This is a genomic window from Nocardia niwae NBRC 108934 = DSM 45340 (assembly GCF_001613465.1).
In the GTDB taxonomy this organism is placed as follows: Bacteria; Actinomycetota; Actinomycetes; order Mycobacteriales; family Mycobacteriaceae; genus Nocardia; species Nocardia niwae.
Map to the genome: position 1 here is coordinate 148,934 of NZ_BDCK01000026.1, position 12,335 is coordinate 161,268.

The 12,335-nt window shown below is 68.5% G+C and carries 10 protein-coding genes and 3 pseudogenes; 8 read left to right on the plus strand and 5 right to left on the minus strand.

What is annotated here, in order from left to right:
* Positions 1-95: 95 nt before the first annotated feature.
* Positions 96-1,922 (minus strand): annotated as a pseudogene (locus NNI01S_RS36550) (LuxR C-terminal-related transcriptional regulator); the annotation flags it as partial.
* Between NNI01S_RS36550 and NNI01S_RS36045 the strand changes: the two are divergent.
* From NNI01S_RS36045 to NNI01S_RS36080, 8 genes are all read left to right on the plus strand, one after another.
* Complete coding sequence (locus NNI01S_RS36045; RefSeq protein ID WP_169812987.1) at positions 1,818-2,342, plus strand: hypothetical protein; 525 nt, start codon at positions 1,818-1,820, stop codon at positions 2,340-2,342. The pseudogene NNI01S_RS36550 and the gene NNI01S_RS36045 sit on opposite strands and share 105 nt — an antisense overlap.
* 105 nt (positions 2,343-2,447) lie before the next feature.
* Positions 2,448-3,125 (plus strand): hypothetical protein, encoded by a 678-nt coding sequence (locus tag NNI01S_RS36050; RefSeq protein WP_169812988.1) that lies wholly within the window; start codon positions 2,448-2,450, stop codon positions 3,123-3,125.
* 78 nt (positions 3,126-3,203) lie between these two features.
* Positions 3,204-3,569, plus strand: coding sequence for a hypothetical protein (locus tag NNI01S_RS36055; protein ID WP_169812989.1), 366 nt, complete (start codon positions 3,204-3,206; stop codon positions 3,567-3,569).
* 345 nt (positions 3,570-3,914) lie between these two features.
* A complete protein-coding gene (locus NNI01S_RS36060; protein ID WP_169812990.1) occupies positions 3,915-5,378 on the plus strand; it encodes a hypothetical protein in 1,464 nt (487 codons plus the stop codon).
* A 90-nt stretch (positions 5,379-5,468) separates the two neighbouring features.
* A complete protein-coding gene (locus NNI01S_RS36065) occupies positions 5,469-6,032 on the plus strand; it encodes a hypothetical protein (protein ID WP_169812991.1) in 564 nt (187 codons plus the stop codon).
* Positions 6,033-6,128: 96 nt separating this feature from the next.
* On the plus strand, positions 6,129-6,683 hold the full coding sequence (locus tag NNI01S_RS36070; RefSeq protein WP_169812992.1) for a hypothetical protein: 555 nt from the start codon (positions 6,129-6,131) through the stop codon (positions 6,681-6,683).
* Positions 6,684-8,019: 1,336 nt separating this feature from the next.
* Entirely contained in the window at positions 8,020-8,157 is a 138-nt protein-coding gene (locus tag NNI01S_RS36075; protein ID WP_169812993.1) for a hypothetical protein, read from the plus strand.
* Positions 8,158-8,360: 203 nt separating this feature from the next.
* Entirely contained in the window at positions 8,361-9,308 is a 948-nt protein-coding gene (locus NNI01S_RS36080) for a hypothetical protein (RefSeq protein ID WP_169812994.1), read from the plus strand.
* Positions 9,309-9,644: 336 nt separating this feature from the next.
* Here NNI01S_RS36080 and NNI01S_RS18810 read toward each other — a convergent pair whose 3' ends face one another.
* The 4 genes and pseudogenes from NNI01S_RS18810 to NNI01S_RS18820 all read right to left on the minus strand — a co-directional run.
* Positions 9,645-10,079 (minus strand): YbaB/EbfC family nucleoid-associated protein, encoded by a 435-nt coding sequence (locus NNI01S_RS18810; RefSeq protein WP_169812995.1) that lies wholly within the window; start codon positions 10,077-10,079, stop codon positions 9,645-9,647.
* A gap of 143 nt (positions 10,080-10,222) precedes the next feature.
* Positions 10,223-11,029 (minus strand): hypothetical protein, encoded by an 807-nt coding sequence (locus NNI01S_RS36085; protein ID WP_245676268.1) that lies wholly within the window; start codon positions 11,027-11,029, stop codon positions 10,223-10,225.
* 651 nt (positions 11,030-11,680) lie between these two features.
* Positions 11,681-11,965, minus strand: a pseudogene (locus tag NNI01S_RS36555) (WXG100 family type VII secretion target); the annotation flags it as partial.
* 163 nt (positions 11,966-12,128) lie between these two features.
* Positions 12,129-12,329, minus strand: a pseudogene (locus NNI01S_RS18820) (succinate dehydrogenase iron-sulfur subunit); the annotation flags it as partial.
* Between the last annotated feature and the right edge of the window lie 6 nt (positions 12,330-12,335).

The window sequence follows — 12,335 nt, forward strand, 5'->3', positions numbered from 1 at the left end:
GTTTCCCGCGCCGTCAGATCGACGTCGGCTGTTGGTTCGGGTATCGGTTCCGGGTGGTCGGCCGACCATGCCCGCTGGGCCGCCATCAGGAGCACGGCCCGGTCAGGGGTGCCGAGCTTCACCGCGATGCTTTCGAGTTCGTTGATCACGGTGGCGTGCGATCCGCCCAACGCGCGGGCGATCGCTTTGAGTGACAAGCCTTGTGCGGCCAGCCGCAGCACCTCGGGTTCACGCCCGGTCAATTCGGAGGGTTGGGTGGCGATCCGAGAATGGAAGGCGCGCACCGTAGCCCAGGACACCGTTGTCGGATCACCGCTCGCGCCCGGCAGCGACTCGGCGAGTGTCTCGAGTCGCGATGCCGGTTCCTGCCGCTGCGCCGACACCCGAATCGTGCCGCGCGTGCCGATCTTGTCGGCCAGCTGTGCCAGTACGGGACCCAATCCACTGTTCGGCACGCCGAGCGCTGTCGCGAGGGTCTCGTGCGGCACACCCTTCGTGACCAGGTGCAGCAGCAGCGCCTCGGATTCGGTCAGCTCGACAGTCCGTGCCGTCGCGGCCGACGACTCCAGGCTGGGCGCCAGGGCCGCTAGTTCCTCGTGATCCGAGGTGCCCAGCTTGGCCTGTAGCTGGATCCGGTAGCCCCGCGCCGTCGATGCCGTAACTCCCAGCCGGTCACCTATCGCCTGATCCGTGAGACCGGCCGCGACCAGGTCGAGAACCTCGCGTTCGCGGGGAGACAGATCGATGTGCTTCCGCGTTGCCGCGGACTGGGGATCACCAGGCTGGAACGCCCCTTGCCGTTGTGCCGCCAGCAGGCCGGGCAGCCTGCCCTCGACATCCCAACGGACGGGCAACGCGGCCATGAACGTCCGCACTCGATACCGGGTCATCCCCAGCTCGGTGGCGATGTCACGGTTGTCCAGGCCGTTGGCCGCCAGCTGGAGGATGGCGACCTCGTCCGTCGAGAATTCGACGTCGATGTGCGGGCCGGATGGTTCGTCCAGCCATCCCTCCCGATCTGCAGCGAGGACCGCGGGAATCACACTCGGGCAGCGGAGTTTGGCACACGCGTGCCGGGCGTAACTCTGGACGGTTTTGGGCGAGATTCCCATCCGAGAGCCGATTTCGGGGTACGACAGGCCGCGCGCACTCAGGCGCAACACCTCGAGCTCCCGGGGGGTCAGCCCGCCTCTGCCGGGGATCGGAGCGTCGGATTCGGTCCGATCCGATTCCGGAACCACCCCTGCGGGAGATTCCGCGGGTGCCCGGACGCGAGCGACCGCCGAGGCGAATGTGCGAATCGGAGCCCACAGCAGAGGGTCCATGTCCTCACCGGGAGCCGGTAGCACCGCCGCGGCCGTCCGGGCCGACTGGCCCGGCCAGAACTGGCGGAGTACCCGCTGCTGATTCGGGTCGAGCCCAGCCTCGCGGAGAGCGTGCCGCAGATCCTCCGGCTCGGCATCGGCCAGGGCGCGGGCTACCGCATCGCTCCGTTCGATCGACGGGCCTGCGACGTAGATCGCCAAGATCTGGCGCCGGAAGCTGTCGAAAGCAGCGCGCCTCGACGCCTGGACCGAGCGAGGCGAGTCCGGGACGGGTGGCGTCGGATCCGGCTGCGCATCGTCGGGGTCGCCGAGGTGGATCGGGGCCGGGGCAGCCGCCCGCGCGCGGGACTCATCGAGCTGCTGCCAGAACTCCGGTGGGAACGCCGACCTGTCGCCAGGTCGTCCGGGCACCGCACGTGAGGAATTGTTCTCGGCTGCTCGCGGTTCGGACGTCTGCGCGGTGCGATCCGAGATCGATGCGACCGTGGCGCGGTGCTCGGCCTGGAGCCGGGCCAACTCGTCGAGCACGAAACCGGTGTCGGGGTTCAAGTATGCGACTTGTTGTTCCGCGTAGTCGGCGCGGGCGGCGGAGGACATAGCGCGCCATCTCGCCGCCAGGGATGCGGACGGGCCGTTGGAGGCGATGCTCGTGCCGGACTCGGACGCAGCCGGGACCGGACCGCGATAGTCCGCCTGCACCAGGGCATTGCGCTGTTCTGCTTCCCGCAACACCTGAAAATACGGAATGTCTCGAAGCAGGGCTTGCAGGACGTAGGCGGGATGTGTGCGATCGGCCGGTGCGGTCCTGCCGAACGCATTGTTCGCCTCGGCCAGTGCTTCTGCCGGATTGAATACCGCGAGGTCACCCATTTTGGGCTCGTAAGTGCCCATTTTCGTACCCTGCGACTCTTCGTCCGCAAGTATTCGGTTGTATTCCTCTTCCTTCAGCTTCTTCCTGCTGCTGCTGTACGAATCGAGCTGCCCCAGCCAGTCGTCGAAATCCAGGTCGGCTGGTAGCATGCCGACCTTTTTGAACTCGGCGAAGTGCGTGTACAGGAATCCGAATGCTCGTGCCTCTTTGGAGTCTTCGTAGTCTTTCCCCTCGACGGCTCCGTCTCGTAGATGGGCAATCGGCTTTTCGTCGTAGAGCCCCTTCCGCGCTGCTCGATCCTGCAGATGGCCCATCTCGTGACTGACGGCGTCGTACGCGGGATCACCGGTCGGGGCCATCAGGTGGCCTGCCCGCACCGCCTTCCGCATGGCGTTCCGGAATCTCTCCGGGGCACCGAAGAGGTTCTCGTTCAGGACCATGAAGGTCGGGGCGTCCTTTCCGATGCCTTCGGGAGTCCAGATACAGGCACCGGTATTGCCGACCATGGGGGCGACCAGTACGACGTCGAGCTTGATCTCCTGCCCCGCCGCGAAACCGTCGACTATCGCATTCCTGATCGACAGAGCCGTGTCGACGGGGATGCCCGGCTTGTCCAATCCGAGCACCTCGATGCCGAACGTCTCGAACAACTGCCGGGCGATGGCCTGCTTGGTGTTTCGATCGGCCTCGGCCGTCCGCGCGGCGTCCGCGCGGTCGCGGTTCTCGGCCGAGGGTTTCCGTTGCCGGGCCGTCGAATCGGCCGCCCCTCCCGCGATCTCCTGCGCGACCCACCCGAACAGGGCGACCTGAGCGTCGGTGAGATCGTCGCCGCGGGATCTGGGATCGAGCGCTTCGGCGACGAGTCGGCGTACGGCGGGATTCAGGTGATTGAGGCTGTCGAGCCACGTGTCCCGCGCTCGGCCGAGTAGCCAGTCGCCGATGTCGACGCCAGGGGGGACCTGCCAGCCACCGGCTTCGGCGTCGCCGAGCGTTGCCCGGGCGACGGCGTGCGCCAGGAGCTGGATCCGCGTGGGTGGGGTGCCGTGCTCGGCATCCCCGCTGAGTACGGCAGACATGGCCTGGGCGGTGGCGGGGCCGAAATGGCGGTCCAAGGCCTGCGCGGCGGACCGGTCGCCCTGCTGCGCCCGCTGCAGTGTCTCGGTGCGGTCGCCGGCGGACAGCTGGTCGAACGGGACGGTGGCACCCGCGGCGGCCGCGAGGACGGGCTGCGCGGTCGGCACCTGCGCGACCAACTGGGCGACGGCTGCGGTGTGCGCGTCTTCGAGCCGGTGTCCTTGTCGCAGCATCGTCCCGGCGTCGGCGACGAGTTGGCGCTGCGCCGGATCGAGTTGATTCAGGCTGATGTGCAATAGATTTCGTGCGGTTTCGCGCACGTGGTCGGCGGCGTCGGCGCCGATGGGGAGCCCTTGCGACTCGACCTGATCGAATGCCGCGTCGCGGACGGCCTGCGCCACCGGCAGCAACGGTGCGGCCGCCTGGCCGCCGGGTGCGTCGAGCGCCTCCAGGAGGTGGCGGAGGGTGCTGTCGCCGTGCTCGTCACGCAGGTCGGGTGCGGCCGGTGGGTTACCGGAAGCCAGGTTGGACGCTGCCCCGGCGGCGAGTCCGGCGGCGGTCGGGACGAAGGTGCCGTTATGGGTGGCGGCAGGGGCGTGCGGTGTCGCATGCGAAGCCGCGGTCCCCGCGGATCGGGGAGGGGGGTGCTGGGGTTGCTGGGTCGCGGTGTGATGTGCGTCCGTGGGCGGGGCGTTGGCTTGGTTGGCGCTCGCGTACTTGGAGGCGAGCTGATTCCGTTCGACGGCGTCCTTCATCGCCGGGACGGCACGCTTCCACAGGTCGGACTCGGCGTTTCGCAGCGCCGCTTCGGCGTTGTCGAGTTCGACGCGGGTGGCCTCGGTGCCGAGGGCTTCGTGCTGTTCCTGGGCGGCCCGGTGGGCCTTGACGGCTTCGGTGTACTGGACGATCTGCTGCGTGACGCCGTGGTCGGTGACCCGGCCCAGAAAGTCCTCGGGGGAGACGTAGTGCACCGCCGAACCCGGGGTGCCACCGTGCTCCCGGTCGTCGCCGGATCCGCCACGGGCGCCACGACCATCCACCTGGTCGTTCACCCGCTCGGAGTACGACGGCCCACCGCTGACTTTCACGTCGACGCCGCCGAGATCGATCACCTCCTGCGATGGTGTCGGGTCGGCCCCGCGGCCTCCGTCCTTGTTGGTGATATAGATGGTGCCCTTGTCCCCGAATTCCTCGATCTTCTGCCGGACCAGGGCCTCGGCGGCGGCATTGCTACCGCCGTGCTCGGCATAGAATTCCGCGTCGACCACCTCGAACTTCAGCTCGAATCCCTCGCCGTGTTCTTCCTTCGCCGCTGTGCGGAGCAGGTCGATCAGTCCGATCCGCCCGGCATCCGCATCGCCCCGGATTTCGCCGTTGTCCATGCACACCACCCACTGCGCGCGGCCGGTCTGCTCCCCGTCGACCACATGCGCGTCCCGCACGATGTCACGGGCCAGCTGCGTGAGTTTCGAATGCGTGTTCTCGTAGAATTTCGGCGGTTCCACGACCCGTTGCGAGGTATAGAAGGTCGGAAGCTCCGGCACCGGCCCGACGCCGTACAGGTCGTAGGTGATGCCCTCGACGCCCTTCATCGTCCCGGACAAACCGGACGGATCGAACAGCAATTTGCTGCCGATCAACTGCTGATCCGACATGCGCAGCGAATGTTCCTGATTCGCCCGGACCGGCAGCCCTTCCTTGACGTCGACGAACTGACCGACGTCCTGCCAGCGCACCTCGGTCGACTTCGTCCTGTCCCACATCGCCTTGTCGTTGGTTTCGTGAGCGAGGATGCCGATCTTCGCGCCCTCGCCTTCGTCCGCCCGGGTGATGTAGTGCGTGCCCTTCTCCAGCCCCCAGCGGGCGTTGGCGGCATCGGCGAACAGCTTCAGCTGCGAGTCGGTGACCGGTCCACCCGCCACCTTCTCCAGCTTGGCGACCGCCGCCGGGGTCGTTTCCGCGGCCCACATTCCCCGGGTGTGCTCCGGCCGCTTGAAATCCGCTGCCGTCAAACCGTGTTCGCGCTCTGCGATCGTCAGCCGATCCCAGATCCCCTGCAGTTCGGCGACCACCTCGGGTGTGGCCTCCTCCGCCGCCCCCGGGGATAGTACGCATTCGGAATTGCCGTCGAAGATGGTGTCGAATTCGTCGACGGTGAGCTTGCCCGCCGGGAACGGGTCGTACCGGAGGTCCAGGCCGTGGTCGGATGCCGCGGTGTCCAGCCTTTCCTTGATCAGGTCGATCGACGGTTTCGTGTTGAGGAAGTCCCGCAGTGCCGTCACCTCCTGGTGTGCCATGCCACTGGCCGCGAGCTCGTTCATCATCGAATCCGCGACCTTCAACGCGCGGAACAGGTAGTCCTCCTTCGTGCCCACGACGATCCGGCTACGGCCGGGTATCGGATCCGGCAGCGGACCGTCCTGGTCCATCCGGACCACATCGATCCCGGTATCCGACTCCGGCCGCGCGACGAATGCCTGCAACTCACCGGCCAGCTCACCGGCGAGCAGATCACTGCTTGTCCACGCATGTGCGGTGCCGTGATCGATGGCATCGGACACCTTCTTCATCACCATGACGATGGTCTTGCCCTCACCGGTCTTCATATCGACCGGACCGTGCTCGAGCAGCAGGAACGCCGCGGCCTGGGTCTCCCGCACCAGCCGATGCCGGTCGTCGCCCCGGCGAATCCATTCCGTCATCGCCGCGACGCGCTCCTCCCTGGACCCCCGCACCATCGTGTCGGCCAACGACTCCGGTGACGCGTTCGCCAACGGGCTCGTACCGTCGGCCGTGCTGCCCGGCTTCCGCAATTCCCCGATCGCGCGACCGGCATCCAGGGCCGTGCGTACCCGCTCTTGGGCAACCACCTCGAACACGGCGTCGCGATCGGTGAGCACCCCGGCCTCGTAATCGTTCATCAGCGAAACACCCGCGTTGTCCGAGATTTCGACCAGGTCATGGGCTCTGGCCCGGGCTGCGGCGTCATGGTGGGCTACCGCGGCCTCGTACGTCTCCCGGCACTCGGCCAACTTCGCCTGAGCCTGCCGGAGCTGTTCCTGAGCGGCCTGCCCGGCTTCGACGGCCACCCGATCCTCCGCCGTGCCCCGCCCGAACAGATCGCGCATCTTGTCGCCGAAGCCGACGCGGGTGGCCCGCTCATGCTCCTGCGCCACCCGTACGGCCTTCTCCTGCCGCTGCAGCTCGGCAAGGGCGGCCCGCTCGCGCTCGGCCGCCGCTTCGACACGCTGCCGGTGATGTTCGCGCACCAGCTCGTTCTGCTGCCGCTCGGCCGCATTGCGCTGCTCTACTTCGGCTCTCGCGCTCGCACGCGCGTCTGCGGCGGGATCCTCAACGCGAGCGGTGGGCGCATCCGACTCATCTTGTGCGCGAACGTGTTCGGGCTCGGGTGATGGCGCGTCCGCGTTGTCGTCGGCCGCGCGTGGCTGCTCCGGTGCATTCGCCTCATCCGGCTGCGTGGCTCGCGCGGTCTCGTCACCTGTCGCGCGACCGTGCTCCGACTCCGGCTCGGCGGCCGCGGGCGGTGTGTTCCGGAGGTCATTGTCGGTGGCGTGGGCGGTCGCCGGCCCTGACGGGGCACGGCCGTCCTCGGCCTGCCCGCGCGCTCCTTCGACCGGTTCGACGGCAGGAGGGCGCTCCGCGGCAGCAGCCTTCGGGGCCGACACACGTGGCGGCCGATTGCCTCCGGCAGCAGTGGGCGAACCACCGGCAGCGGGTGTGCCGGGCTGGACCCCTGCGGCCGGTCGCGCCGGGCCGCCCGAGGGCTGGGCGGTCTGCCGCTGCTGTCCGGCCGCGTCCGCGAACCTGTCCCCGCCGGGGGAGCGCGGACCGGAATCAGCGCGTTGTGGAGCGGGCGACGGGTCGGTGGTGATCGTCATACTCGGGGTCACGTCGTGGTCCGATGACAGGACGTCGGCCGACTCCTTGTGCGCCGCCGCCGGTACCAGCTCGGGCACGGCCGGTTCGGGATCGGTGGCGCCGTCAGGAACCCGCTGCGCCCCCTCACGCTCGGTCGCCGACACGGTCGGGCTCTGTTGCGCCGATGCGTCGTGCGGGTCGGCCGTGACGGGGCGGGGACCGGCCTCCTCGCCCGCTGCGACGCTTGGTTGCCGCACCGATGACGACAGCCCCGCCGCCGGATCGGCGCCGCGGCCATCCGCGACGGCGCGGCCTCGCCCGGCCTGCCCCTCGCTCGCCGTGTCCCGGCCCCCGGGGTGCGGTCGGGCCGTGGCGGCGGCGTTGTCCGGCACCGCGGCGTGCTCCGGCGTGGAATGCGGCGCCGACGAGGCATTTGCGGAGCCCGCCCGGTTGTCATGAGCCGCCCCGGGCGCGGCATCGGCCGGTCGAGCACTGCCTTCGCCGGTATCCGCGGGGAGTGGCCGCACCGAGTGGCCGGGCGCGGCATCGGCCGGTCGAGCACTGCCTTCGCCGGTGTCCGCGAGGCGTGGCCGCACCGAGTGGTCGGGCCCGGCTACAGGATGATCATGTTCGGTGATCTGCCGTGCTGTGCCCGCATTGTCGGCGGTGCTGTTATCCGAGTCGTGCGGTGCCGGACGCAGTTCCCCGTCGACAGGAGCTTCGGCGGCGCCGACGGCCTCGGATTCCGGTCGTGCGGCAGGACCGTTCCGTGCCCCGGGCGCCTCCGCCGATGTCGGATCCGTCCCGATGCTCGGCACGCCGACCGGGTTGACGGCGGACGCGATGGCGGCTGCGGGGTAGGTGACGGTCTTGACGGGATTGACATTGTCGATCAGGGCGCCGGGCATGCCTGCGGGCGCTTCCCAGTCCATGCTGTTGTTCGGCACGGAGAAGGGCTGCTCCGGGCGCGGCTTGTACTCTTTCGGCGGCGATATGCCGGGTGGTTGATGGCCACCATCAGCCTTCGGCGTCGTCCGTGTGGGGGCCGCGGGGGCCGGATCCGCGGGTGCGGCGACGGCATCGGAGGGGGGCTTCGCTGACTTGACCGGGTTGAGGTTGTCGATCGACACATTCGGCGGATTCGCGGGCTGCCAGTCGGCGTTGTTCAGTGGGAGTGTGGGACGGACCGGGGCGTCCGCGGTGGCCCCCGCTTGGTGCAGCAGCGCCAGAAGATTGTCGATCTGCTGTTGCTGATGGGTGTGGGAGGGGTTGTTCGGATCGAAGTCGGTGGTGACGATGCCATGTTCGCGCAGTGTGTCGACCAGCGCACCAGGCGATGCTTCGGCCTTGGTGACATCCGGTGCGGCAGCTGGCTCGGCAGTCGTGCCAGGAAGCGGTGCCCGGCTGCGCATACCCTGTGCCGCAAAGCCCGCCGCGCCGATGAATCCGCTACCCATACCGGGGATCAGGCCCTCGGTGAAGGCCTTGCGGCTGAACGGCTGGTCCGACAGCATGAGCGAGACGGCGGTGCCGCCGAGAGCGCCGACGGCTCCGGCTCCGGCTCCGACCATGGTGGTGCCGGCGAGCTGCAGGGCCATCCGTCCCGCCGTGCTGTTGGCGTTTGCGCCGATGGTGGCGACCTTCGGCCCGGCCCAGAGTCCGAACAGCATGCCGAAAAGGCCTCCGACACCGCCGGCGGCCGTTGCCACGCCGACCGACGTCCAATCCATCTGTTCGCGGTTACCCTCGGCAACCTGAATCGCCTGGGCGCCTGCTTGGGTGCCGCCTCCCAGTGCTACCCCGATCACGATTCCGTTGCGCAGCACCACCATCGAGCCGCGTTCCGCGGCCAGTTCGGCGCCGCGTCCGGAAAGGAATGCCACGAATCTCATCCACGCGCGCTGCGCCGCGGTTCGGGTCGCCATCTTTTCTATGGCGGCCTGGACCCAACCACCGGCCGCGAACATCAGTGCGCACCGAGCCAGCTGGATGGCCAGGATCACGGCCATGCTGATGATGACCATTTTCTGCAGTTCGGTGGCGTTGGCGCTCTCGTAGAGCTGCCTGGCGAGGCTGTCGCAATTGGTGGCCTGCTGTCGGAAGCGTTCGGCCATGTGCTGGTGCTTCTCGGCGATCGCGGCGACGGTCCGGCCGTGTGAGCCCTCGGGCGGCTTTGCCTTGGCTTCGTGATATTCAGCCTGCGCACGACACCATTCGGCCTTATCCGACCAGGCATCGGCGGCGCGTCTTTCCGCGTCCTCGTCACCCAGCGGGAAGTGCCCGGCGACACACATCACTACCGCCGGGGGCAGCCAGTCCGGCAAACGCAGCGTCATGTGCGCTCGCGTTCGTCGACGCGGATCCGGCGAGCGGCTCCGTGCACGCTATCGCTGCCTGCATCGCACAGTCGCCCCCGGATCCCATTCCCTTGCGCCGGCGAGAAGTTCCGCTCCGGTTGTCGGCAGGTACGCAGCATCGTCTGCACTACGCCGGTACTATCTCGGGGAGCCTTCGTTGTCCCCGCGGAAGAAGGCGCGAATCTCGTTGAGGCTGGGGGCGCCCGGGGAGATGTCGGGCAGGTCGGGCAGGTCGTCCAAGTCGTCGTCGAGGGGTGCGGCGAGGGCTTCGGCATGCTGCTGCGCCCGGTGCGCCGCGGCCCGAGTAGCGTCCACGATCGCCCTGCTCAGCTGCTCCGGCGTCTGGCGCATTGCCGCGGCCGTGAGGCGCAGGTCCGTCAGCACGCCGGCGGCGTCCACGGTCACCTCTACCGATTGGTCGGGAGAACTCGCCTGCGTGCGAGCATTTTCCAGTTCTCCGAACACATCGGCGAGTCGGCCCTGCTGACGTTCGAACGAGTTGAGGAGATGTTCGAGCTGGTTGCGCATGCCGCTGTTGGCCGAGCGTAGGCCTTCGCGCTCCCATCGATCCATGCCACAACCTTCCGCCTCGAAATCGTCAGCGGGCAGCGACGACCGCGGACCTCCGAACGTGCCCATAATGATGACCGACAGGTGCGTGGCGACTTTTACCGCTGGTGGGAAGGGTCAGACGCCGTCCGCGCAGGCGACGGGTCTCATTGCCGGTCCGGCAACGCCGCACGCGACATCGCCACCAGCAGCCGGCTCAGCGCCTTCTGCGGGCCGTTGGCTTCGTCCTCGCTCGATTCGACCGCGGCGAATCCCTCGGCCAGCGCTCTGCCCGGAACGAACAGACCATGCTCGAAACAGTGGTCGCCGAGCTGCGCCCGCCATCGCTTATAGCCGGCGACCACCCGGCTCAGCGTCTCGCCTCGGGGATCGTTGATCCGCACGTATTCGGTGATGAGCGCGCGTTGCGCCTCCTTGCGTGCCCGGAACCCGCCGGTGAGGTCGATCGCGGCTCCGAGTTCCCGCAGGATGGCGGCATACATCGGCCGCTGTGGGGTTTCGGATCGAGTCGTCGCCCGGGAACGGCCTGCCAACATCCGAGGATCGATCACAGCAGTGTGAGCCAGCACGATCCATGGCGCCACTTCTCCCGAGTGCTCTGCCGTGCTGCGATTCTCGACGGCAGAGAGCGAACCCGTCACATCCCGGATCTCGATTCCGCGCAGCACGGCCGGCATCCGCGGGAGGACGGTGTCGACGGCATCGGCGATGTCCTGGACCGTTGCCGCGGTGATACCCGCCGCGTCGAATCCGACGATCTCGATGTCGTGCCTAGCGGCCATCTCCCGAGCGATGCGCATGGCCTCGGCATCGGTGGCCCGGAGGGCCCGCACACCCGCGGGTTTCGGGGTCCGCTTCTGCTCGGGACGTTTCGGAGCCGGCTGCGGCTTCTTGCTCGCGGGCGGGCGGTCCGGGGTGCGTGGAGGAGACACCCGAGGCGGGATTTCGTTCACCGGCGCACCGGATGGCCTCGGAGCCTTCGCCCAAGGCGTGCCGGACCCGTCCCGCGTCCACGGCGTATTCGCCGACGGCTTGCCAGATTTGTTGGGGTCGCCCGGCATCGTCCGTGGGCCCGACTGTTGCCTCGTCGGTGTATTCGCCGGCGCTCCCTGTCGCTCCGCGCCGATACCAGGTGTCGTCGGCGATCCGGTTCCGGCTGCCGGGGGTTGGTCGCCGGATTTGTCCTCGGGCGATTGCGTTTCTGGGGGATTGCTCGTCGAATCGTCCGGCTGTCCGGATTCCGGAGGTCGCTGTCCGGACTCTGCGGGCTGCTGTCCCGATGCCACAGGTTGCTGGACGGATGCCGAGGGTTGTTGTATATCGACGCTGCCGCGGTCGTTCGGGACGTTCGGCTGCGGACGGGCGGAGTCTCCATTCGCCGGGCGATCGAACGTGCCCGGCGCCTGTGCGGAATTGTCTGTGTAGCCGGGCGATTCGCTGGCTGTCGCCTGCGGAATGGGTCCTACCGGCCGGTTCTGGCTCGGTGCGTTCGTGTACGGCATGCCGTCGTCGGCCGAGTTTCGGATGTTCTGTCTGCCGTGGTGGTCCCCGTCCTCGAACGCATCGGCCGCATCCTTCATCGCGGAACTCATCGCCCGCATGTCCGCGACGAGGTCGTCGAACCCCTCCAACGTACGGTCGGCACCGGGCCTGTAGGTATGGGCGAACGTCTCGCCGGCTTCGTCGGCGCCCCAGAACTCACCCTCGTCGGCGAGTGCCGCCTTCAGCTCGTTCGCCATCCGTTCGGCGTCTTCGGCCGCCTGTCGCAACTCCGCCGCCGATGCGCGCAGCTGGGCCGGGTCGACCGCCAGTGATTCGGCCACGCAACCCCCTGGGTCGATATCGAGACGGCCCCGCCGTCTCCGGCTGCTGAACGGAACGTCGCGCATCGGCGAACCGCCGCGCGCCAGGCCGACCCGAGCATAAGCGACGCTCGCCGGTGTTCCCGTCGGCGGGAACGTGGCGGCCGCTCACTTCGGCTGCGGTCGCGAATGGCGAAAGGCCGCCACCATCTTCGTGATGGCGGCGGCCTTCGTGGTTCGGTGCCTGGGGTCAGCGGGTGAAGAGCAAGGCTCGCTTGACCTCTTGGATGGCCTTGGTGACCTCCATGCCACGCGGGCAGGCGTCGGTGCAGTTGAAGGTGGTGCGGCAGCGCCAGACGCCTTCGACGTCGTTGAGGATGTCGAGGCGTTCGCGGGCGCCTTCGTCGCGGCTGTCGAAGATGAAGCGGTGGGCGTTCACGATCGCGGCCGGCTAGGT

Bases quoted from the DNA above. Each gene is read 5' to 3' on its own strand.
- NNI01S_RS36050 (WP_169812988.1), top strand. From the start codon at position 2,448: ATGGGCAATCGGCTTTTCGTCGTAGAGCCCCTTCCGCGCTGCTCGATC.
- NNI01S_RS18810 (WP_169812995.1), bottom strand. From the start codon at position 10,079: ATGGATCGATGGGAGCGCGAAGGCCTACGCTCGGCCAACAGCGGCATG.